Source organism: Mesorhizobium sp. P160927, assembly GCF_057766385.1.
This window is the reverse complement of record NZ_JBYMDW010000001.1, coordinates 4,302,316-4,322,829: the sequence shown is the minus strand read 5'-3', so window position 1 is coordinate 4,322,829 and position 20,514 is coordinate 4,302,316. Positions and strand designations below refer to the sequence as shown.

Annotated in this window: 21 protein-coding genes; 13 read left to right on the top strand and 8 right to left on the bottom strand. The window is 62.5% G+C overall.

What is annotated here, in order from left to right; genetic code table 11:
- Positions 1–14 precede the first annotated feature (14 nt).
- Positions 15–818, top strand: coding sequence for an ion channel (locus AC3CB8_RS21110; protein ID WP_352565223.1), 804 nt, complete (start codon positions 15–17; stop codon positions 816–818).
- A gap of 9 nt (positions 819–827) precedes the next feature.
- Here the strand turns inward: AC3CB8_RS21110 and AC3CB8_RS21105 are convergent, their stop codons facing one another.
- Positions 828–1,709 carry a DMT family transporter gene (locus tag AC3CB8_RS21105; RefSeq protein ID WP_023783237.1) on the bottom strand — a complete coding sequence of 294 codons (882 nt, stop codon included), beginning with the start codon at positions 1,707–1,709 and terminating at the stop codon, positions 828–830.
- 191 nt (positions 1,710–1,900) lie between these two features.
- On the opposite strand from AC3CB8_RS21105, the gene AC3CB8_RS21100 reads away from it, so the two are divergent.
- Positions 1,901–2,407, top strand: coding sequence for a hypothetical protein (locus tag AC3CB8_RS21100; RefSeq protein WP_023770049.1), 507 nt, complete (start codon positions 1,901–1,903; stop codon positions 2,405–2,407).
- A gap of 6 nt (positions 2,408–2,413) precedes the next feature.
- On the opposite strand, the gene AC3CB8_RS21095 is transcribed toward AC3CB8_RS21100, so the two are convergent.
- Complete coding sequence (locus AC3CB8_RS21095) at positions 2,414–3,742, bottom strand: DNA polymerase IV (RefSeq protein ID WP_352565225.1); 1,329 nt, start codon at positions 3,740–3,742, stop codon at positions 2,414–2,416.
- 65 nt (positions 3,743–3,807) lie between these two features.
- On the opposite strand from AC3CB8_RS21095, the gene AC3CB8_RS21090 reads away from it, so the two are divergent.
- Together AC3CB8_RS21090 and AC3CB8_RS21085 are read left to right on the top strand one after the other, a co-directional pair.
- Complete coding sequence (locus AC3CB8_RS21090) at positions 3,808–4,395, top strand: GNAT family N-acetyltransferase (protein ID WP_352565227.1); 588 nt, start codon at positions 3,808–3,810, stop codon at positions 4,393–4,395.
- A 93-nt stretch (positions 4,396–4,488) separates the two neighbouring features.
- The gene (locus AC3CB8_RS21085) at positions 4,489–6,063 is read left to right on the top strand and encodes a hypothetical protein (RefSeq protein WP_352565374.1); all 1,575 of its coding nucleotides are present in this window, start codon (positions 4,489–4,491) and stop codon (positions 6,061–6,063) included.
- Positions 6,064–6,136: 73 nt separating this feature from the next.
- Here AC3CB8_RS21085 and AC3CB8_RS21080 read toward each other — a convergent pair whose 3' ends face one another.
- Both AC3CB8_RS21080 and AC3CB8_RS21075 read right to left on the bottom strand, forming a co-directional pair.
- A complete protein-coding gene (locus AC3CB8_RS21080) occupies positions 6,137–6,790 on the bottom strand; it encodes a hypothetical protein (protein WP_015317619.1) in 654 nt (217 codons plus the stop codon).
- Positions 6,787–7,086 (bottom strand): DUF3572 domain-containing protein, encoded by a 300-nt coding sequence (locus AC3CB8_RS21075; protein ID WP_023770054.1) that lies wholly within the window; start codon positions 7,084–7,086, stop codon positions 6,787–6,789. Before AC3CB8_RS21075 ends, AC3CB8_RS21080 begins: the two co-directional genes overlap by 4 nt.
- Before the next feature lie 246 nt (positions 7,087–7,332).
- On the opposite strand from AC3CB8_RS21075, the gene AC3CB8_RS21070 reads away from it, so the two are divergent.
- From AC3CB8_RS21070 to AC3CB8_RS21030, 9 genes are all read left to right on the top strand, one after another.
- Entirely contained in the window at positions 7,333–7,704 is a 372-nt protein-coding gene (locus tag AC3CB8_RS21070; protein ID WP_006334976.1) for a response regulator, read from the top strand.
- A gap of 33 nt (positions 7,705–7,737) precedes the next feature.
- Positions 7,738–9,111: a PleD family two-component system response regulator gene (locus AC3CB8_RS21065; RefSeq protein WP_023783240.1), complete on the top strand. Its 1,374-nt coding sequence runs from the start codon at positions 7,738–7,740 to the stop codon at positions 9,109–9,111.
- A gap of 541 nt (positions 9,112–9,652) precedes the next feature.
- Positions 9,653–11,188: an FAD-dependent monooxygenase gene (locus AC3CB8_RS21060; RefSeq protein ID WP_352565229.1), complete on the top strand. Its 1,536-nt coding sequence runs from the start codon at positions 9,653–9,655 to the stop codon at positions 11,186–11,188.
- Between the two features lie 85 nt (positions 11,189–11,273).
- The gene (locus AC3CB8_RS21055; protein WP_352565231.1) at positions 11,274–12,008 is read left to right on the top strand and encodes a FadR/GntR family transcriptional regulator; all 735 of its coding nucleotides are present in this window, start codon (positions 11,274–11,276) and stop codon (positions 12,006–12,008) included.
- Positions 12,005–13,192 (top strand): PLP-dependent transferase, encoded by a 1,188-nt coding sequence (locus AC3CB8_RS21050; RefSeq protein WP_352549820.1) that lies wholly within the window; start codon positions 12,005–12,007, stop codon positions 13,190–13,192. The genes AC3CB8_RS21055 and AC3CB8_RS21050 overlap by 4 nt, the downstream gene beginning before the upstream one ends.
- A gap of 25 nt (positions 13,193–13,217) precedes the next feature.
- On the top strand, positions 13,218–14,495 hold the full coding sequence (locus tag AC3CB8_RS21045; protein WP_352565233.1) for an ABC transporter substrate-binding protein: 1,278 nt from the start codon (positions 13,218–13,220) through the stop codon (positions 14,493–14,495).
- Positions 14,496–14,679: 184 nt separating this feature from the next.
- A complete protein-coding gene (locus AC3CB8_RS21040) occupies positions 14,680–15,603 on the top strand; it encodes a carbohydrate ABC transporter permease (RefSeq protein WP_023783246.1) in 924 nt (307 codons plus the stop codon).
- A complete protein-coding gene (locus AC3CB8_RS21035) occupies positions 15,603–16,451 on the top strand; it encodes a carbohydrate ABC transporter permease (protein WP_023783247.1) in 849 nt (282 codons plus the stop codon). The genes AC3CB8_RS21040 and AC3CB8_RS21035 overlap by 1 nt, the downstream gene beginning before the upstream one ends.
- Before the next feature lie 4 nt (positions 16,452–16,455).
- Positions 16,456–17,523 (top strand): ABC transporter ATP-binding protein, encoded by a 1,068-nt coding sequence (locus AC3CB8_RS21030; RefSeq protein WP_023783248.1) that lies wholly within the window; start codon positions 16,456–16,458, stop codon positions 17,521–17,523.
- Positions 17,524–17,614: 91 nt separating this feature from the next.
- On the opposite strand, the gene rpmG is transcribed toward AC3CB8_RS21030, so the two are convergent.
- The 4 genes from rpmG to AC3CB8_RS21010 all read right to left on the bottom strand — a co-directional run bounded on the left by rpmG (position 17,615) and on the right by AC3CB8_RS21010 (position 20,507).
- Positions 17,615–17,782 carry a 50S ribosomal protein L33 gene (rpmG, locus tag AC3CB8_RS21025; protein ID WP_006201775.1) on the bottom strand — a complete coding sequence of 56 codons (168 nt, stop codon included), beginning with the start codon at positions 17,780–17,782 and terminating at the stop codon, positions 17,615–17,617.
- Between the two features lie 154 nt (positions 17,783–17,936).
- Positions 17,937–18,395 (bottom strand): YqfO family protein, encoded by a 459-nt coding sequence (locus tag AC3CB8_RS21020; protein ID WP_352565236.1) that lies wholly within the window; start codon positions 18,393–18,395, stop codon positions 17,937–17,939.
- Between the two features lie 114 nt (positions 18,396–18,509).
- Entirely contained in the window at positions 18,510–19,688 is a 1,179-nt protein-coding gene (locus AC3CB8_RS21015) for an MFS transporter (protein ID WP_023770064.1), read from the bottom strand.
- Positions 19,689–19,766: 78 nt separating this feature from the next.
- Complete coding sequence (locus tag AC3CB8_RS21010; RefSeq protein WP_352549869.1) at positions 19,767–20,507, bottom strand: NUDIX hydrolase; 741 nt, start codon at positions 20,505–20,507, stop codon at positions 19,767–19,769.
- Between the last annotated feature and the right edge of the window lie 7 nt (positions 20,508–20,514).

Sequence of the window (20,514 nt, the reverse complement as noted above, 5' to 3'; positions counted from 1 at the left end):
CTGCTCATGCCAGCATGAAGGCCAAGGAGAGGCGCCCATCGCAGGACCTTTCCGCGACGGCGCGATTACGCGACAGGCTGCGCAGGCTCTATCACGGACGCTCGCCGGCCGCGTTCCGGTTTCAACTGGTGGCTGTCATCATCGACCTCGCCATCATCGGCTTTTTCATCGCCACCCCGGTCATCCAGCAGTCGGCCTCGTTTTTGTGGCTGGACTATGCCGTGGCGGCTCTCGTCGCCTTCGATCTGATTGCCAGGCTGCTCGCCTCCAACGACATGCAGCGCCTGATGAAGCAGCCGACCCTATGGGTGGATGCCTTCATCCTTCTGACGCTGCTGATGCCGACGGCTCTCGCGAGCCTCGGCTTTCTGCGCATCCTGCGGCTATGGTCGCTGTCGCGCAGCGGTTCGATCTGGCGGCATTTCGAGATGCGCGGTCTGCGGCCCTGGCGCGAGGCAAGCCAAGCGGTCATCAGCCTTTTGACCTTTCTCTTTGTCATCACGGGCTTCGTCTACACGTTCTTTTTTCGCGACGGAGCCGGACTGGAAAACTACATCGACGCGCTTTACTTCACCGTCGCGACCGTGACGACCACAGGCTTCGGCGACATCGTGCTGCCGGGCATAGCCGGCAAGCTGACGGCGATCGTCACCATGATCATCGGCATATCGCTGTTCGTGAGGCTGGCGCAGGCGATCTTTCGGCCGGCCAAGGTGTTCTTTCCCTGCCCGCAATGCGGGTTGCAGCGTCATGAGCCGGACGCAGTACACTGCAAGGCGTGCGGACACGTGCTCAACATTCCAGACGAAGGGAACTGACCGGCAACGCTACGACGCCGCGACCTCTGCCGGCTTGACTGCCTTGCGCTGCAAGTTGAGCAGATTGCCCGTCAGGATCAGCAATGCACCGCCAGCGGTGAAGGCGTCGATCTGCTCGCTGTAAAGCAGCCAGCCGATGAGCGCCGACAACGGTACACGCAGGAAATCCATCGGCGAAATGACGGTGGCGTCGGCATAGCCAAGCGCACGGGCCATGCAGAAATGCGACGACATGCCGGTGAAGGCAATCAGCACGATCCATGGCCACAGTTCCAGCGGCGGGTTGCGCCACTCGTAAAGGGCTGGAACGAGGCCGACCACGGACTGGATGATCAGCATCCAGAAGATGATGCGCACGACGCTGTCCGTCCGCGTCAGCGACTTGACCAGGACCACCGAGATCCCGAAGCAAACCGCGGCGCCGAGTACGATGAGATGGCCAGGATCGATCGAGCCCACACCGGGGCGAACGATGATCACCACCCCGATCAGGCCCAGCACGATCGCGGCAAGCTTTGGCCGGGACAGCCTTTCACCAAGAAAAGTCGCCGCCAGGATCGCCGTCCAGATCGGTGTGGTGAATTCGATCGAAATCAGCACGGCCAACGGAATCAAGGTCAATGCGTAGAGCCATGCCGCCTGCCCGGTATAGTGGATGACGTTTCTGGCGATATGAGCGGTGGGACGCTGCGTGCGCATCGCCGCGAAGCCGCCGCTCATCATCACCAGCGGCAGCAGAATGAAGAGCCCGATGACCGAACGCAGTTCCAGCACCTGGAAGACGTTGAGCTCGGCGGTCGTGGCGCGCCCGGCGACCGACATCGCCAGGAACGAGGCGATCGACAGCGCCATCCAGAAAGCGGCCTTGGGGATCGAGGGGGTAGGTGCCATGTCAGTTATCTCGCAAGCCGGGGTTTTTGCCGCAACCACTAGCCGCCGCATTTGACTGGGCCAGGGATATCGACGCGACGTTGCAAAACGGCCCTGTCGCGGGCGGAACCTGACATGGCAAGCCGCGTTGAGTCGCGATGTCCGCCTGAGCATCACCGATCGCCGTTCCACCCGTCACAAGGAGACCTTCGATGACATTACTCACGCGGTTTGTGCTTGCCGGGTGCCTGGCCGTCGCGGCCACTGCCGCGCATGCGGACGAGAGCAAATTTCTCCAATCATTCAAGGGCAATTTCGCCGGCAAGGGAACCGTTCAGGTGACGACGCAGGCGCCAACGGTCAGCGTTTCCTGTACGTTCAAATCGAATGCGACATCGTCTTCGCTGTCCCTCGACGGCAATTGCCGCGGCCTGATCCTGGTGACACGCGCCATCAGTGCTCGCCTGAAGACCAGCGGCGCCAAATACAGCGGTGTCTATGTGGGATCGCGCACCGGACCGGCGCAGTTGAACGGAAACCGTTCCGGCAATGCGATAAACCTTGCCATCCGCTGGGCCAAGGAGGTCAATGGCGACCGCGCCGCGCAGCTTACCGTGCAGAAAAACGGTGCGGACGGCATTGTCTTGACCGTGGTCGACCGCGATCCCAAGACCGGTAAGAGCGTGGTGACCAGCCGCATCGATCTTCGACGCAGCTGATCGGGTTCAATCTTCCAGCGGCTCCGGCGGATGGGCGTCGCGGCCCTTGCCGAAGGTGTAGCCGGTTTGCACCGCCTTGCGGCCGAACTTGTCGCGTAGCGCATCGATGGCACCTTCGGCCATGGCGCGCTTGCGCGACTGCACATCGACCAAATCCGGCGGATCGGCCTTGTCGTCGTCAGAGAGGTCGCTGACGCCGATGCCGAGCAATCGGAATTTCGTTCCGTCGGTCTCCTTGCGAAGAAGTTCCACGCCGGTCGAAAAGATGCGGTCGGCGAGCCGGGTCGGGTCGCCGAGCTGACGGTTGCGCGTGCGCAGCCTGAAATCCTGGGTCTTCAGCTTCAGCACCACGGTGCGCCCGGCGATACCTGATTTCTTCAGCCTCGCCGAGACTTTTTCCGAAAGGCCCCTCAGCACCGAGACAAGCTCGTCCAGTGAGGCGATATCGGTGTCGAAAGTGGTTTCGGCCGATACGCTCTTGGCGTCCTGGTCGGGGTCGACGCGGCGGACATCCTCACCGCGCGAAAGCCGGTAGAGTCGTTCGCCCATCACCCCATAGCGGCGCATCAGGTCGCCACGCTCCATCTTCTGGAGCTGGCCGATGGTGCGGATGCCATCCTGTTCCAGCGTGGCGTTGAACGCCTTGCCGACGCCCCAGATCATGGTCACCGGCTGCGTGGCCAGAAAGCCGACCGCCTCCGCCTCGCCGATAACGGAAAAGCCGCGCGGTTTGCGGAAATCGGACGCTATCTTGGCGAGGAATTTGCAATAGGACAGGCCTGATGAAACGGTGATGCCGATCTCCTTCTCAACCGCCAGCGAAAAGCGCGCCAGCACCACGGCCGGTGGCAGTCCGTGCAGGCGCTCGGTGCCGGCAAGATCGAGGAAGGCCTCATCGATCGACAGCGGCTCGACCAGCGGTGTCAACGCCTGCATCATGGCGCGTACCTCGCGGCCGACGGCCACGTACTTTTCCATGTTGGGCGTGATCACGACGGCCTCCGGGCAGGCCTCGAGCGCCTTGAACATCGGCATGGCGGAGCGCACGCCGCGGATGCGAGCGATGTAGCAGGCGGTGGAGACGACCCCGCGCTTGCCGCCGCCGATGATCAGCGGCTTGTCCTTGAGCGCAGGGTTGTCGCGCTTTTCGATGGCCGCGTAGAAGGCGTCGCAATCGATATGGGCAAGGTGCAGCCGGTAAAGCTCGGGATGGCGGGCAAGACGAGGGCTGCCGCAGCGTTCGCAACGGCCCGTTTCACTGCGCTGAAAGGTCAGGCAGTCACGACAAAAACCGTGGTCGGGATTGTTGACAGGGGCCGCCATCGCTGCGAACATAAAGAGAACAGAACCAATGGTACGACAGCGCAAGGCCAGCGACAAGCCTGGCCTGGGGAGAACGCATGAGCACGACCGTAGTGCCGCTGGCGCCGGAGCTCTGGCCTGAATTCGAGGACCTTTTCGGCAAGCAGGGCGCCTGCTACGGCTGCTGGTGTACGCATTTCCGGCTGGCGCCGGCCGCGCGGCGCGAGAGCAGCCGTGAACGCAACAAGGATCACATCAAGGCGCGCATCGAAGCCGGCCCGCCGCCCGGCCTGCTGGCTTTCGAGGACGGCAAGGCGGTCGGCTGGATGCAGATCGGGCCACGCGCCGACGTGCCCGAATGGAACAACAAGGGTAGGGGCTCGGCGCCGATCGATCCCACCGACGCGTCCGATCCGGCCGTTTGGGCGATCTCGTGCTTTTTCATCCGCGCCAACGCGCGCGGCAGGGGCATCACGCACCGCCTCGTCGAAGGTGGCATCGAGTTCGCCCGCAGGCACGGGGCGCGGCTCGTCGAGGCCTGCCCGATCGACCTGTCCCGCGATTCGCGTTCGATCGGCCTGTTTGTCGGGTCATCGGGGGTGTTCGAGACAGCCGGGTTCGAAAGGCTTGTGGAGCGCAAGGCCGGTCGGCCGCTGATGCGGCTGGTGTTGAAGCCGATTGCCTGACTGTCATCGGCTTGCAGTCGCGATGGTATTTCCCTACCAGAGATACGAAACCATTTTTGCCTTTCGAGCGAACGGAGAATTCCCGTGAACCGTATGCTGCCTATTGCCTTTACCGCGCTCCTGCTGAGCGCGCCTGCTTTCGGCCAGTCCGTCGACAGTCAGGGCGCCAAGCAATTGTCCGATGATCTGTCGCGCTATGTCGGCAAACAGGCGCTCGACAAGGGGATCCTGAAGGTTTCGACAGAAGGGGACGCCTACAAGATCGAATTTGATTTCAAGGCGCTGGCCAGCAGCTTTCCCGACCAGAAGCTGGTGAAATTCGACTTTGCGCCCTACGCCCTGCTGGTCAAGCCGCGCAGCGACGGGTCTTGGGATGTCTCGATGGATTTTTCGCAGAGCGCCTCCTTTGAATTCAACGGCCCTCAGGGAAAGCAGAGCACGCAGTTCTCGATCAAGGACGGCAAGGGCAACGGCGTCTACGACCCCAAGCTGGCGGCCTTCACCAACGCCACGAGTTCGATGGCCGGGATGACGATGTCGTCGCAGGATGCCAAGCAAAAGATGGATGTGACCGCCGGCGCCGGCTCCGTGACGCTTTCCGCGACCAAGGCGACCAATGGCGGCGTCGATTTCACGACGTCGCAAAAGATTTCGAACTTCGTCGAAGCGATAAAATTCAACGATCCCGAGAGCGGGCTGAATTTTCCCGTCACCGTGAAGTCGCCGGAATTTTCCGTGGAGGCCAGCGGCAAGGGCGTGCAGACCAAGCCTCTGCTCGATCTTCTGGCGTTTGCCGTGGCCAACGAGGACGAGAACACGCTGAAGGCAAACCAGGCGCGGCTCAAGTCGCTTCTGCTTGCAGCGCTTCCGGTGTGGGAGCGTGTCGACGGAACCTATGGCTTCAAGGACTTCGGGGTCGACAGCCCGATCGGCACGTTCGGAGCAACCCAGTTCGGCATAGCGTTCGGTTCCGACGGCGTCGCCCAGAACGGTAAGGTCAGCTATGGCATCAAGGCTTCGGGGTTGACTGTGCCGCAGCAGCTTTTGCCGAGTTGGAGCGTGGCATTGCTGCCCACCGATATCGACCTGAATTTCGGTGGCGCCAACATCGATCTCGACAGCATGGCGAAGAAGGCCATCGAAGCCTTTGATCTCAACCAGGATCCGCCGCTGCCGGCCGAGTTCGGCGACCAGCTCAAAGCCGACTTCCTCGCCAAGACGCCGAAGGTCGTCATCGGCCACAGTATCGTGAAGAACAAGGACATGGAGATCGCACTGGAAGGTGAGATGACAAGTTTCGGCCAGAAACCCGACGCAAATCTCACTGTCGATGTCGCCGGCTTCGACAAGATCATGGAGCATCTGCAGGAAGCGGCGAAGGCGGAGCCTGAGGTCGGGCAGTATGTGCCTGTCGCTCTCATGGCGAAGGGTTTTGCCAAGACGCTGCCGGACGGCAAGCTGGAATGGGCTATCAACACCAAGGCCGACGGCTCGGTCACTGTCAACGGTGTCATGCTGAAGCCCGCCGACCCTGCGGTGGACGATGGCGTCGACGGCGGTGACGGCTCGGACGATGAGAGCGGCGGCGACAATGGCGGTAGCGATAATGGCGGCAGCGATAATGGCGGCGGCGCTGGCGGCGGGGCGGGGGCGAAGCTCAATCCTTGAGTGTTCTGCCCTCGAGCAATTCCGGAACAGTGCGAACCGTTTTTCTGTCCGGGATCGCACCAAAACGCCTGGATTAGAACCCCAGCGCGCCAGCGATCTTAGGCGCGGCTTCGTGCCAATCCTGGACGACGATGACATCGTCCGGGACCGATGGCAGGAATGTGCGCAGCGAATTGTCGGCCATCAGATGGAAAAGATTTGCGTCGGCGACCGAGTCACGCACCGACGCCAGATTGGCCGGCTGATCGTCGACGAAGACCACCGGCCTGCCGCTCTTGCCGCGCAATTTGGCTACCGCCGGTCCCTTGGCCATCTCGGTGGTCAGCAGCGGATAGGCTAGCCCCAGTGCATCGAGATGGGCGCGTCGCACGGCACGATGCCGGTGCGGCATGGCTGTCAGCAATATAATTTCCGCGCGGTCTCCGAGCCCCGTCAGGGCTTCCGCGGCGCCATCGGTGATGCTTTGCCAATCGGCTTGCGCGTCGAAGAAATCGCCCAGGAGTGCGGTGACTTCGGGTTGTTCGATCAGGCGGCCGCTCGCTGTCTCGGCAATGTTGCCGGTCAGCCGGAAGGAAGCCAGCGTCAGGCCATAGCCGCGCGCCTTGAGAAAATGCGGGAAAGGCCGGATGAATTCGAGCACCACGTCATCGACGTCGAGCACCAGCAGTGGTCGGTCGTCAGCCGCCAGTTCCTCGATCTGGCGCGCGGTTTCGGGATCATCGCTCATGTGGAATACTCGTGATTGTCATCGCCAAGCGGCAAGGCGCGCAACGCCTTGCCGACAGCCGCTGGTGGCGTGCCGGTTTCCTCGGCGAAGCGCATCAAGGTCGGCTCGTGGGCGAGAATGAACTGCAGGACGCCGGCCAGGAAACCCGGCTCGCCGGCCGCCCGGCGGATCGAATGCGCCTCTATTCCCGTGATCGCCAGAAAGCGCGGTAAAAGCTCCGGATCGGCGGCAACGAAGCCCAGTGCCTTCACGGCAATGGTTTCCGCCTCCTCGCGCATTGACGCTGCGTTTGCCATCACTACCTTCGGTGTGTGGAATGAGTCTCTCCCGCAGTAATGGCAAGAATTGCTTGCGGCAAGCCATTAGCGTAGGGCGCGCCCTTTGGACGCGCAGGGAGGCGAGGCGGAATTCATGCTGCTTTGCAGGCTTCGGGTTTCCGTTTCGTCAATGATATTGCCGTATAGTGAAGCAGGGTTTGGTGCGTTCAAGGAAAGAGCGCATGACGGCCACCTCCGGCGGAGGACGGCCGGGACGGGATGTCGATGCCTAAGAAGGTCATGATCGTCGAGGACAATGAGCTCAATATGAAGCTCTTTCGGGACCTCATCGAAGCAAGCGGTTACGAGACGGTGCGCACCCGAAACGGTCTGGAGGCGCTCGATCTGGCGCGCCAGCACCGGCCGGACCTCATCCTGATGGACATCCAACTACCCGAAGTGTCGGGACTGGAGGTGACCAAATGGCTGAAAGAGGACGACGATCTTCACGTCATCCCGGTGATTGCGGTGACTGCCTTTGCGATGAAGGGCGATGAGGAACGCATCCGCCAAGGCGGCTGCGAGGCGTATATTTCGAAGCCGATCTCGGTGCCGCGTTTCATCGAAACCATCAAATCTTATCTGGGCGATGCCTGATGTACCCTTCCAGCCGAGCCGGAGCGTTGTGAAATGACTGCACGGATCCTCGTCGTCGACGACATCCCTGCCAATGTGAGGCTGCTGGAAGTCCGGCTGCTGGCCGAGTATTTCGAGGTTCTGACCGCCACCAATGGGTCCGATGCGATCGAGACCTGCGAGAACGGCAAGGTCGATGTCGTGCTGCTCGACGTAATGATGCCCGACATGGACGGGTTCGAGGTCTGCCGGCGATTGAAGAGCGATCCGGCGACATCGCACATTCCGGTGGTGATGATCACCGCGCTCGACCAAGTCACCGACCGCGTGCGCGGGCTCGAGGCCGGCGCCGACGATTTCCTGACCAAGCCGGTCAACGACTTGCAGCTGATGACGCGCGTCAAGAGCTTGGTGCGACTGAAGTCACTGACCGACGAGCTTCGGCTGCGCGCCTCGACCACGCGCAACATCGGCATCGAAGAACTTTTGAGCCGCAATTTCGCGTCCGAGGACACGACGCCGAAGGTACTTTTGATCGACGAGCGCAAATCGTCGGTCGAGCGCCTCCAGAAGATGCTGCGCGACCGAGCCGACCTCGACGTCACCGGCGATCCGCATGCCGGGTTCTTCCAGGCCGCGGAGACGCCCTATGAATGCGTGATGATCTCGACGGCCTTCGCTGATTTCGACCCGCTCAGGCTCTGCTCGCAACTGCGCTCCCTCGACCGCACCCGTTTCGTGCCGATCATCCTGCTGGCGGAGGAGGGCGAGGAGGAGCGCATCATCCGAGGGCTCGAACTGGGCATCAACGATTATCTGATGCGGCCGATCGACCAGCAGGAACTGACGGCGCGGCTGCGCACCCAGGTGCGCCGCAAGCGCTACAATGACCAATTGCGCGCCAGCGTCACCCAGACCATCGAAATGGCCGTGACCGACGGCCTGACCGGGCTGCACAATCGCCGCTATCTAGACAGCCATCTGCAGACGCTGTTCGACCGCGCCGTCGCGCGGCGACGGCCCCTGTCGGTGATGATCACCGATCTCGACCGCTTCAAGTCCATCAATGATGCGCATGGGCATGACGGCGGCGACGAGGTGCTGCGCGAATTCGCGCGGCGGCTGCGCAAAAACGTCCGGGGTATCGACCTTGCCTGCCGGTTCGGCGGCGAGGAGTTCGTGGTGGTGATGCCCGATACCGACGGCGCAGTGGCCGAGAGGGTGGCCGAACGCATTCGTGCCGAAATCGCCCAGATGCCGTTCGCCATCGGAGCCGAGGGCAAGACGATCGAGGTCACCGTCAGCGTTGGCGTGTCATCGGTGCTGAAGGGCGTGGATACAGTTGCGGCGCTGATGAAGCGCGCCGATCTCGCGCTCTACGAAGCCAAGAGCGGCGGCCGCAACCGCGTCGTTGCCAAGGCAGCCTGACAGTCCGGGCCCGATTATCCGGTCAACCCCAACAGGGTTACCCATTTACCTTAATCCAAGCGATTCACGAGCCTTGGTTAAGAAACTGTTGATTTTCATAAGCTCTTGCGCAAATGTGAAGTCCAAGAAGAAGCCGGCACGAGGTAGACAGCCGGCTCGATCCTCGAATACCCCATGATGCTCAGGTCCGCCGCATCTCCTGGGTCCGTGGGGTCGGCCGGCCGGCGCTGGCACATAGTGGCCTCCTCGTACCGCTGCCAAACGCCGACCGGCCCCCTTCATCCGATATGACATCAGGAATCGGCATCAAGCCCCGGAAGTGCCGGGGCTTTTTTGCGGCAGGGTCCCGCTTTCTGGATTGAAGGGTTGCACCTTCGCCCGCTATCGCTTGGCAACGCCCGCGACTTTTCACAGCCATATGCATAGGGGGAAGGAGAGCCATCCCCTCCATTTCATACATATGGCGCGCAAGGGGCTTGCGGCAAGACCCGCCTGTTCCCGTAGAACCACGACCTGAGTTAACGGAAACGGGAGTGGCGAAATGCCGGAATTGTTGCCAGGAGGCCGAGTGCGTGGGGATCATGCGGTGGTGATCGCCGGAGGCGGTCCGACCGGGTTGATGCTGGCTGGCGAACTCGCATTGGCGGGCGTCGATGTGGCCATTGTCGAGCGGCGGCCAAACCAGGAACTCATCGGTTTGCGCGCGGGTGGCCTGCACGCCCGCACCATCGAGGTGCTCGACCAGCGCGGAATTGCCGACCGCTTCCTCTCGCAGGGACAGACATCGCCGTCGGTGGGCTTCCACATGACCCGGTTGGACATCAGCGACTTTCCCACGCGGCACAACTATCTGCTGGCGCTGCGGCAAAACCACATCGAGCGGATATTGGCCGACTGGATCAGCGAGTTCGGAGTGCCGATTTATCGCGGGCAGGACGTCACGGGCTTCGCACAGGATGATGGTGGCGTCGACATCGATTTGTCCGGCGGCCAGCGGTTGCGGACGCAGTATCTCGTCGGCTGCGACGGAGGACGCAGCATGATCCGCAAGGCCGCGGGGATCGCGTTCGAAGGATGGGATCCGACGATGAGCTGGATGATCGCCGAGGTCGAGATGGCGGAGGAACCAGCATTGGGCTTTCGCAGTGACGCCCATGGCATCCATGCGATCGGCAAGATTGAGGAAGGTGGCCGGGTGGGTGTTGTGCTGACCGAGCGACACCTGAACATTGGTGGTGAACCGACACTGCGCGATCTCAGCGAGGCGCTTGCCGGCGTCTACGGCACTGACTACGGGGTCCACAGTCCGACCTGGATTTCCAGGTTCACCGACGTGACGCGGCAGGCTGCCGCTTACCGCGACAGACGTGTGCTGCTGGCCGGTGATGCCGCGCATGTCCATCCCCCAATGGGCGGACAGGGTCTCAATATCGGCGTGCAGGACGCGGTGAACCTGGGATGGAAGCTGGCCCAGGTGGTAAAGCGAATATCGCCGGAAAGCCTGCTCGACAGCTACCAGGCCGAACGCCATCCGGTCGCCGCCCGCGTGCTGCGCAACGCGATGGCGCAGGTCGCGCTTCGTCGGATGGATGCTCGCACCAAGGCCTTAAGCGACACATTCTCCGAACTGCTCGCCATGGATGGGCCACGCAAACGGATCGCCGCGGAGATGTCTGGCCTGGGTGTCCACTACGATCTCGGGGAAGGGCACGGGCTGCTTGGGCGACGAATACCCGACCTCGATCTCTCCACCGCCAACGGGCCGTTGCGACTGTTGACGTTGCTCCACGACGCGCGGCCGCTGCTCCTCAATTTCGGTGAGCCAGGCAGGCTGGATATTGTGCCTTGGGCCGGCCGGATCCGGCAGATCAACGCTTTGTATGCCGGTGCCTGGGAGCTTCCCCTACTCGGAACGGTCGGCGCACCCGACGCGGTCTTGATTCGGCCCGATGGATACGTGGCTTGGGTTGGCGTTGAGAATGAACAGGGATTGGCCGATGCGCTGACCAGATGGTTCGGACCGACTGCCGGAGCCGGGCGCCCTTCCGAACGCAGCGCGTCACCTTCCATGGGCTGAATGCCGTGTGCCTCCTGACAAGCGATTGACAGGAGGCTCCGTCTGTGCAGAAATTGGTTGGACCATTGGACCACTTGGAGGAAATTTGGACCAGAACAGTCTGCCACCCATTCAGACGACGGCCCGTGACGACGCCGTGCTGAAGGCATTGGTGAGCTTCGTCCGCGCCGAGGCCTTGCGGCCTGGCGAGCGACTGCCGACCGAGCGCATCCTGGCCGAGCGGCTCAAGGTGAGCCGCAACACGGTGCGCGAGGCGCTGACGCGGTGGGAAGGACTGGGTCTGGTCGAACGCCGGCAAGGCAGCGGCACGTTTCTCAAGGCGGCCGTCTCGCCCGACATGCTGCATTTGCCGTTGACGCTGGCGGGCGGCAATGACTTCACCAGCCTGATGCAGACGCTGGAAATCCGCCGCGCGCTGGAGGCGGAAGCAGCGGCACTGTGCGCCGAGCGGGCAAGCCCGGCCGACATTGCCGAGATCGAAGGCAAGCTCGATATAATGGAGCAGGCGTTTCGCACCCTCGACGGCATGTCATCGGAAGAGGACTGGGAATTCCACCAGGCGATCTACCGGGTCTCCGGCAATCCGCTGTTCGAACAGATCATCGCCGCCATGCACGAACTGTTCCATCGCTTCTGGGAGCATCCGCTCGGTGTGCGCGATTTCGGCCATGCCAGCTTTCCCTATCACCGCACCATCTACGAACGTATCGCCGCGCGTGATCCGCAGGGAGCCCGCGACGAGGCGCTCAAGCTCATCGCCACCGTCGAGGAAGATCTGAAGCGCGGTGCGGCCAAACTCAAACTTTCGGACCTGAAATGAACGGGCATCCAGACGGCTTCGACCACGATTATCTCGCCGAGGCGGCGACGCTTCTGGCGCATGACGAACCGTTTCCCGGCGGTGCCGTCGTGCCTCCGATCTACCAGACCTCGTTGTTCACCTTCGCCAATTATGCGGAAATGGCCGATACTTTTGCCGGCAAACGAAAGCAGCCGATCTATTCACGCGGCGACAATCCGACGGTCATGGAGTTCGAGGCCCGAGTCGCCGCGCTCGAGGGTGCAGAGGCCGCACGCGGCTTCTCCAGCGGTATGGCGGCGATCAGCGCCACCGTGCTTGCCTTCGTCGGCGCGGGCGAGCGCATCGTTGCGGTACGCAACTGCTATGGCGATGCCTACCGGCTGTTCGAGCGGCTTCTGCCGCGGCTCAACATCAAGGTCGATTATGTCGACGGCTCCGACCCGGATGCGGTTGCCGCGGCATTGCCCGGCGCCAAGCTGCTCTATCTGGAAAGCCCGACCTCGATGGTGTTCGAGCTCCAGGACCTGCCGCATCTGACCCGGCTGGCAAAAGAGCAGGGCATCGTCACCACCATCGACAATTCCTGGGCGACCCCGGTGTTCCAGAAGCCGATCTCGCATGGCGTCGACCTCGTGCTGCACTCGGCCTCGAAATATCTCGGCGGCCACAGCGACACCGTTGCCGGCGTGGTGGCCGGCTCGGCAGCGCACATCAAGCATATCAACGAGCAGACCTATTCCTATCTCGGCGGCAAGCTGTCGCCGTTCGAGGCCTGGCTTTTGCTGCGCGGCCTGCGCACGCTGCCGCTGCGTCTGCCCCACCATATGAAGAGCGGGCTTGCCATCGCCGAGCGGCTGAAGGCGCATGGCAATGTCGAGCGGGTCAACCATCCCGCCTATTCGAACCATCCGGGCAAGGCGACGCTTGCCGGCTATGGCGGATTGTTCTCGTTCGAGGTTACCGAGGACATCGACATTCCCGTGTTCGTCGACGCGCTGAAATATTTCCGCATCGGCGTCAGCTGGGGTGGGCATGAGAGCCTGGTCGTACCGGCCAAGGCGTCGCTGGAGCAGACGCCGGGACTGAATTCGATGGCGCGCTTCGGCGTCAGCCCCCGAACCATCCGCTTCAATGTCGGATTGGAAAGTGTCGAGGATCTCTGGGCGGATGTCGCCCAGGCCTTCGAAAAAGCCAGAAAATAGCGGGTTCAAAATGGGAGTCTTGAACATGAAAAAACTGACCGTCATGCTTGCCACCGTCGCGGGGCTGGCGATTTCCGCCGGTGGCGCGCTCGCCGATTCAACCCTGAAAATGGTCGAGGTGATCACCAGCCCGCCGCGCACCGAATTCCTCAAGAAACAGATCGCCGAGTTCGAGGCGGCCAATCCAGGCGTCAAGGTCGAATTGGTCTCGCTGCCCTGGGGCCAGGCTTTCGAGAAATTCCTGACCATGGTGCAGGCCGGCGATACGCCCGATGTGGTCGAGATGCCGGAACGCTGGATGGGGCTCTACGCCAACAATGCCCAGCTCGAGGATCTCGGCCCCTATATGGCCAAATGGGACGACGCCAAGACGCTCGGCGACCGCGCCAAACAGTTCGGCTCGACGGTCAACAACACCCAGTTTATGATCCCGTATGGCTACTATGTGAACGCGCTGTTCTGGAACAAGAAGCTGTTCAAGGAGGCTGGTCTCGACGGCCCGCCGGCGACACTCGACGAGTTTGTCGCCGATTCCAAGAAGATCTCGGCCATTCCCGGAAAATACGGCTACTGCCTGCGCGGCGGGCCAGGCGCCTTCAACGGCATGCACATGTTCATGAACATCGCTCAGGGCAAGGGCGGCTATTTCAACGAGGACGGTACCTCGACCATCAATGAAGAGGGCTCGGTCAAGGGCCTGCAGATGCTGGCCGACATGTACAAGAATGGTCTGGCGCCGAAGGATGCAGTGAGCTGGGGCTTCAACGAAACCGTCACCGGCTTCTACTCCGGCACTTGCGCCATGCTCAATCAGGATCCGGACGCGCTTCTCGGCATCGCCGACAAGATGAGCGCCGACGACTTCGCCGTGGCGCCGCTGCCGGTCGGACCAAGCGGAAAGTCCTATCCGACGCTCGGCTATGCCGGCTGGGCGATGTTCGCCAACTCGCAGCACAAGGACGACGCCTGGAAGCTGATGGCGACGCTTCTGTCGCCGAAGGACAATCTGGAATGGGCCAAGGAAGTCGGCGTCGTGCCGATCCACAAGGGTGCGGACCAGGATCCCCATTTCAAGACCGAGCAGTTCAAGGGCTGGTTCACGGAACTCAGCGACGGCTCCAAATATGAAATGGTGACGCCGCCGACGCATCTGGAAAACCTCGGCAATTTCGTCGACCAGGTCGCGATCAAGAACTTCCAGGAAGTGCTGCTCGGCCAGAAGACGGCCAAGGAGATCGCCGACCAATGGGCTGCCTTCCTGACCAAGGAACAGCAGGACTGGCTGGCGAAGAACAAGAAGTAGGCACCTGCTCTTCCTTCTCCCCGTTCACTCACGGGGAGAAGGTGTCACGAGGTGACGGATGAGGGGCGGCGCCAGCATTCGCAAGTTCGCGCTGCCCCTCATCTGCCTACCGGCATCTTCTCCCCGTGAACGGGGGAAGGGGGCAGCTTCAATGCCGGCATCCATCCTTCACCGTGAGCATCGTATGACCTATGCCGTATCCGAAATTCGATCCGCGGCGCCGCCACGAAAAAAGCGGCTCTCCTACGCGACGATCGAGCCTTGGCTCTACCTCAGCCCGGCGATCATCCTGCTGGTCGTGGTGCTGCTCGTGCCGTTGGTCATCGGCATCAGCTACTCCTTCCGCAAATTTTCGGCCTTCAAGTCCGAGTATGTCGGGCTCGGGCAGTATGAGGCGATGCTGTCGGACCAGGTGCTGGGCCAGGCGCTGATCAACACGTTGTGGTGGACGGTGGCCAGCCTCTTCTTTCAGTTCTTCCTCGGCCTTGGCCTGGCGCTGCTGCTCGACAAACCTTTTCCAGGCCGCAAGGCGGTGCAGGCGCTGGTCTTCCTGCCCTGGGCGGTTCCGTCCTTCCTGTCGGGCCTTACATGGGCCTGGCTGTTCAATCCGATCGTCGGTCCGCTGCCGCACTGGCTGTTCGCCTTGGGGCTGAAAGCCGAACCGACCAACGTCCTGTCCGATCCCTCCACCGCCATGTGGGGGCCGATCGTAGCCAATGTCTGGTTCGGCATTCCGTTCTTCGCCATAACGCTGCTGGCGGCGCTGAAGTCTATTCCCTCGGAACTGCATGAGGCGGCGGCGATCGACGGCGCTTCGCCGTTGCAACGTTTCACCAAGGTGACGCTGCCCTTCCTGGCCCCAACCATCGCCATAACGGTGATGTTGCGCACGATCTGGATCGCCACTTTTGCCGACCTCATCTTTGTCATGACCGAGGGCGGACCGGCCGGCTCGACCAACACGGTGCCCGTCTACATCTATGTCAGCGCCTTCAAGTCGCTGGACAAGGGCTATGCCTCGGCCGTGGCGGTGCTGCTGCTCGTCCTGCTCATCGCCTACGCGATCGTGCTGATCGCCATTCGCCGCTCGCTTGTGAGGCACGTCTGATGATCGCCGGACGCTCAGCTTCACAGCGCTTCTTCGGCGGCATCGGCCTTTACGCCGCGATCGCCGCCTACGTCGTCTTCGCTCTGTTCCCGATCTACTGGACGCTGAAGATCTCGGTCACGCCGGAGCGGCTGCTCTATTCCGAAGGCATCACCTTCTGGCCGTCGCACATGACGATCCAGAATTTCGTGACCGTGCTCGAAGCCACCGATTTCCCGCGCTATTTCCTCAACAGCGTCATCGTCTCGGTGTCGACGGCGGCACTGGTCACGGTCATCGCCACGCTCGCCGGCTACGCCATGTCGCGTTTCACCTTTCGCGGCAAGGCTGCACTGGCTCTCATGTTGCTTCTGACCCAGACCTTTCCGCTGGTGATGGTCATTCCGCCTATCTACCGCGTGATGGGGCAGATCGGCCTGATCAACAGCCTGACCGGGCTGATCATCATCTACACCGCCTTCAACACCGCCTTCGCCACCTTTCTGATGCAGTCGTTCTTCGACGGCATTCCCAAAGACCTGGAGGAGGCGGCGATGATCGACGGCTGCACGCGCGCGCAGGCAATGCGCAAAGTGATCGTGCCGCTGACGTTGCCCGGCATGGGCGCGACGCTGGGCTTCGTCTTCACCGCCGCATGGAGCGAGCTGCTGTTCGCGCTGATGCTGATCTCCAGCGACGACCAGAAGACCTTCGCCGTCGGCCTGCTCACCTTCATCGGCAAGTTCGCCGTCGACTGGGGACAGATGATGGCGGCGTCGATCCTGGCGCTGATCCCGGTCTGCATCTTCTTCGCTTTCCTGCAACGCTATCTCGTCACCGGCCTGACCGCCGGCGCCGTCAAAGGATAGACCGATGGCCTCTGTCACGCTCGAAAAGGTCCGCAAGGATTATGGCTCCGTGCGCGTCCTGCACGCGGTCGATCTCGAAATCGCCGATGGCGAGTTCGTCGTCCTGGTCGGACCGTCCGGCTGCGGCAAGTCCACGCTTTTGCGCATGATCGCCGGGCTCGAGGAAGCCTCGGGCGGCGAGATCCGCATCGGCGAGCGGCTGGTCAACGATGTTGCGCCCAAGGACCGCGACATCGCCATGGTGTTCCAGTCCTATGCGCTCTATCCGCATATGGACGTCTCGAAGAACATGGGCTTCAGCCTGATGCTGCGCAAGGCCGAGAAGCCGGCGATCGATGCGCGCGTCGATGGTGCCGCCAAGCGGCTGGGGCTCGATACGTTCCTGCAACGCCTGCCCAGGCAATTGTCTGGCGGCCAGCGCCAGCGTGTCGCCATGGGCCGTGCCATCGTGCGCGATCCCAAGGTCTTTCTCTTCGACGAGCCGCTGTCGAACCTCGATGCCAAGCTGCGCGTTCATATGCGCGCCGAGATCAAGGCGCTTCACCAGCAACTGAAGACCACTTCGGTCTACGTCACCCACGACCAGATCGAGGCGATGACCATGGCCGACCGCATCGTTGTCATGCATGACGGGCTGATCCAGCAGGTGGGCGCGCCGCTCGATCTCTATGACCGGCCGGCCAATATGTTCGTCGCCGGCTTCATTGGCTCGCCTGGGATGAATTTCCTGCCGGCGACGGTGGAGAAGGGCGCCAAGGTGGACGCCGTGTTGTCCGATGGCCAGAAGCTTCGGCTGCCGCACGGCCTGCCGCTCAGGGACGGTGACGTCATCACCGTCGGCCTGCGGCCCGAGCATATCCGGCTGGCTGATGACGGCGCCCTGCAAGGCGAAGTGGGAGTGGTGGAGCCGCTCGGCCTGTCGACGCAGTTCTACGTCAAACTGGCCGGCCAGCAGCTTTGCGTCTTTGCGATGGGCCGCGCGGCCGTGAAGCCCGGCGACATGGTGCGCCTGTCGGCCGATCCGGCATCGCTGCATTTGTTCGACGAGAAGAGCGGCGACCGCATCGGCTAAGCGCTCAGCCGGGCTGACGGACATCAGCCGCCCGGCCAAACGAAAACGCCGCCCGATGGGCGGCGTTTCGGCATTCCAAAGGGAAACCAGATTACTTGATCTTGGTTTCCTTGAATTCTACGTGCTTCTTGGCGACCGGGTCGTACTTGCGGAACGACAGCTTGTCGGTCTTGGTACGGCTGTTCTTGCTGGTGACGTAGAAGAAACCGGTGTCGGCGGTCGACAGAAGCTTGATCTTGATGTTTGCGGCTTTGGCCATGATCTCAGTCCGTTATGTTCGTGGGGTTTTGGCCGCTGGAGCACGGGAAAACACCCGGACGCGGGAAACTTGGCGCGACACATAAAGAACGTGCCTGGAAAGTCAAGCCCGGCCAACCTTATGTGGCTCGCCCAAGCAGCCCAGAATGCATAAATCAGGCGGTTTCCGCTTCGGATACCGCAACCTTCTTCCAGTCTCCGGTCGTGTTCCACCAGCGATTCGGATTGGCACGGTCGTCCAGCCCCTTGGAGCGGCTGGCAAGGATCGGCTGGATGCGGATCACCGGCTCCTGATAGGAATGCGCCTGGAAAATCGCCTCGACGACGCGAGCCGCCAGCGCCTGGTCGTCGGGCAGTTCGAACGAAACCTCGACCGTGCCGGGGCGCCGCCGCAATTCGGCCTCGGCGCCGGCTGCCGCGCCGTCAAGTGGCCGGTAGCGCTCGATGCCATGCGCCGACTGGTAGGCGTTTCGATCATATTTACCCATAACCAGCGGGGCGATCGCAACCACCGCATCCATGATGCGGTCCACGTCCGAGGCCGGAGCCTGGAAGGTTACAAGCAGCAGAAGCGTCATTCGCAGTGATGTGGTCTCAAAGCCGCTGTCGATCATGGCAGTGTCCTCAACTTCGGGTATCAGGGGACACTCTTTTAACCGCACGCTCCTGACACGGTTCTGTCAGTATCTGCCGCGGCGCGGCGGATAAGGGCACTCGACGGTGGGGTGCTACAGCAGGAGCTTGCGGACGAGCCTGAAGCAGACCAAGGCGATGTAGGCGGCGAAGAACAGGCCGAGCGACCAGCCAAAGCCGGAAGGCCCGAAACTGTCCATTCCGATGCCGATCGCCTGCGGACCAAGCACCATGCCGACGCCGTAGCACAGCACGAAAGCGGCATTGGCCGAAGCCAGCTCGTGGCCGGAGAGCTGCGAACCGAGATGGGCGAGGCCGATCGTGTACATGGCCGCGACGACACCGCCCCAGACGAAAAGCAGGGCAGCCATCAAGTGCCAGTTAGCGGCAAAAAACGGCATGAACATCGTGCCGGCGAGACCGACCGTGGCGCAGGCGAGCAGCAGATAGCGCCGGTCCGAGACGCGGTCGCTGATCATGCCGATCGGGATCTGCAACAGCACGTTGCCGAGACCGATCATGGTCAGCAGCAGCGCCGCGTCGGCCTCGGAATAACCGATGCGGTTGCCGTAGATCGGGAACAGCGCGAAGCCGCCAGTCTCGACGGCGCCGAACACGAGTACGGCGAAAGTCGCGGTTGGCACCAGCCAGATATAGCGCAGGAAGTGGCTGGTTTCGCTGTCGGCCACGATGGTCGGGCTTTCGTTGCGCGCGGCGAGCACCGGTATGGCAGCCAGCGTCACCAGGGCAATGATGACGCCGAACGGCCTGAAGCCGGAGCTGCCGAGATGAGCAAACAGCCACGGCCCGGCGGCAAAGCCGAGCGACAGGACGGTGGCATAGATGCCAAGCACAAGGCCGCGCCGGTGTGGCGGCGCCGACGTGCTGATCCAGAATTCCGACAGGATGAACAGCACTGTCAGCGCGATGTGCAGAACGACGCGCAGCGGAAACCACATCCAGAAATCGGGCGCGAAATGGAAACCGACGAAGGCGAGCGCCCCGGTGGCAATCATGGCGATCATGGTCCAGGCGACGCCGAAGCGCATGGCGAGCGGCGTGGCCAGCGGCGCCCCGGCGATCGAGGCCAGGCCGGCGACAGCCGTGTTTAGGCCGATCATCGAGGCCGAATGACCGCGTGTTTCCAGGATGACGCTGAGCAAGGGCATGCCGAGGCCGATGGCGATGCCGACGACGCTGATCGACGAAATCGCCGCCACCATCGGCAGCCAGTGTACGCGTTCGTCGCCCTGTGGTTGGGTATCGACCGTCATGGGATGCTGAATACTCTGTCTCTTTGATCTTGCGCAATTCCCGTGGGAAAACCGCGGCACACTTTTCCTGGAATTGCTCTAGAGAAGTTCGCGGGTGAAGCTGTTGCGGACAAGCCGGTAGAAAGGAACAGGTCCGCCCGGCCGCAGCAGCGGATCGTCGGCGAGCCGCTTTTCCAGTTCGTCTAGGATCATTCGGGTGATGTCGGGTATGTCGGCCTGCTTGGCCTTGGCGAGCGGCAGCCAGACCAGTTCCTCCAATTCGTTGGTCGGGCCGCCATCGGCCAGTTCGACGGCGACATCGCCACGCCAGGCGCTGAAGAAGCGGGTGTCGAAGCGGCGCACCCGGTTCGGTGGCGTGATGGCGCGCGCGACGAAGCGCAGCGCTTCCAGCGACGGTGCCACGCCATGTTCGACGAAACCCTGCCAATCGCGCCTGGTCGTGGCAAAGGCGCCTTTGCGGCCGATCAGCAGGCCGGCTTCCTCGTAGGTCTCGCGGACCGCCGACAAAGCAATGGCGCGGGCACGGGCGCGGCTGGTGCGGCCGGGGCCGGCCGTCAGCTTGGCTTCTTCGTGCTGGTCGAGTGCCGTCGCTGTCGGTATGCGGCTGTCGGCAGGGTCTGTTCGGCCGCCGGGGAACACGAACTTGCCTGGCATGAAAGCGTGTGCGGCGTGGCGGCGTCCCATCAACACCTGGACGTCGTCGCCATTGCGGTCGAGCAGGATGAGCGTCGCGGCGTCACGCGGACGCAGGCGCCCGCCGCCATGCGTGGCAAGACCCTTGTCGAGCTTGTCGGCATCCGCCTTGGTCAATGCTTCCATGCGCAGG

What these genes read in the sequence shown, in the direction of transcription:
- AC3CB8_RS21110 (WP_352565223.1), top strand. Translation starts at nt 15, where the DNA reads ATGAAGGCCAAGGAGAGGCGCCCATCGCAGGACCTTTCCGCGACGGCG.
- AC3CB8_RS21105 (WP_023783237.1), bottom strand. Translation starts at nt 1,709, where the DNA reads ATGGCACCTACCCCCTCGATCCCCAAGGCCGCTTTCTGGATGGCGCTG.
- AC3CB8_RS21100 (WP_023770049.1), top strand. Translation starts at nt 1,901, where the DNA reads ATGACATTACTCACGCGGTTTGTGCTTGCCGGGTGCCTGGCCGTCGCG.
- AC3CB8_RS21095 (WP_352565225.1), bottom strand. Translation starts at nt 3,742, where the DNA reads ATGTTCGCAGCGATGGCGGCCCCTGTCAACAATCCCGACCACGGTTTT.
- AC3CB8_RS21090 (WP_352565227.1), top strand. Translation starts at nt 3,808, where the DNA reads ATGAGCACGACCGTAGTGCCGCTGGCGCCGGAGCTCTGGCCTGAATTC.
- AC3CB8_RS21085 (WP_352565374.1), top strand. Translation starts at nt 4,489, where the DNA reads ATGCTGCCTATTGCCTTTACCGCGCTCCTGCTGAGCGCGCCTGCTTTC.
- AC3CB8_RS21080 (WP_015317619.1), bottom strand. Translation starts at nt 6,790, where the DNA reads ATGAGCGATGATCCCGAAACCGCGCGCCAGATCGAGGAACTGGCGGCT.
- AC3CB8_RS21075 (WP_023770054.1), bottom strand. Translation starts at nt 7,086, where the DNA reads ATGGCAAACGCAGCGTCAATGCGCGAGGAGGCGGAAACCATTGCCGTG.
- AC3CB8_RS21070 (WP_006334976.1), top strand. Translation starts at nt 7,333, where the DNA reads ATGCCTAAGAAGGTCATGATCGTCGAGGACAATGAGCTCAATATGAAG.
- AC3CB8_RS21065 (WP_023783240.1), top strand. Translation starts at nt 7,738, where the DNA reads ATGACTGCACGGATCCTCGTCGTCGACGACATCCCTGCCAATGTGAGG.
- AC3CB8_RS21060 (WP_352565229.1), top strand. Translation starts at nt 9,653, where the DNA reads ATGCCGGAATTGTTGCCAGGAGGCCGAGTGCGTGGGGATCATGCGGTG.
- AC3CB8_RS21050 (WP_352549820.1), top strand. Translation starts at nt 12,005, where the DNA reads ATGAACGGGCATCCAGACGGCTTCGACCACGATTATCTCGCCGAGGCG.
- AC3CB8_RS21045 (WP_352565233.1), top strand. Translation starts at nt 13,218, where the DNA reads ATGAAAAAACTGACCGTCATGCTTGCCACCGTCGCGGGGCTGGCGATT.
- AC3CB8_RS21040 (WP_023783246.1), top strand. Translation starts at nt 14,680, where the DNA reads ATGACCTATGCCGTATCCGAAATTCGATCCGCGGCGCCGCCACGAAAA.
- AC3CB8_RS21035 (WP_023783247.1), top strand. Translation starts at nt 15,603, where the DNA reads ATGATCGCCGGACGCTCAGCTTCACAGCGCTTCTTCGGCGGCATCGGC.
- AC3CB8_RS21030 (WP_023783248.1), top strand. Translation starts at nt 16,456, where the DNA reads ATGGCCTCTGTCACGCTCGAAAAGGTCCGCAAGGATTATGGCTCCGTG.
- rpmG (WP_006201775.1), bottom strand. Translation starts at nt 17,782, where the DNA reads ATGGCCAAAGCCGCAAACATCAAGATCAAGCTTCTGTCGACCGCCGAC.
- AC3CB8_RS21020 (WP_352565236.1), bottom strand. Translation starts at nt 18,395, where the DNA reads ATGATCGACAGCGGCTTTGAGACCACATCACTGCGAATGACGCTTCTG.
- AC3CB8_RS21015 (WP_023770064.1), bottom strand. Translation starts at nt 19,688, where the DNA reads ATGACGGTCGATACCCAACCACAGGGCGACGAACGCGTACACTGGCTG.
- AC3CB8_RS21010 (WP_352549869.1), bottom strand. Translation starts at nt 20,507, where the DNA reads ATGGAAGCATTGACCAAGGCGGATGCCGACAAGCTCGACAAGGGTCTT.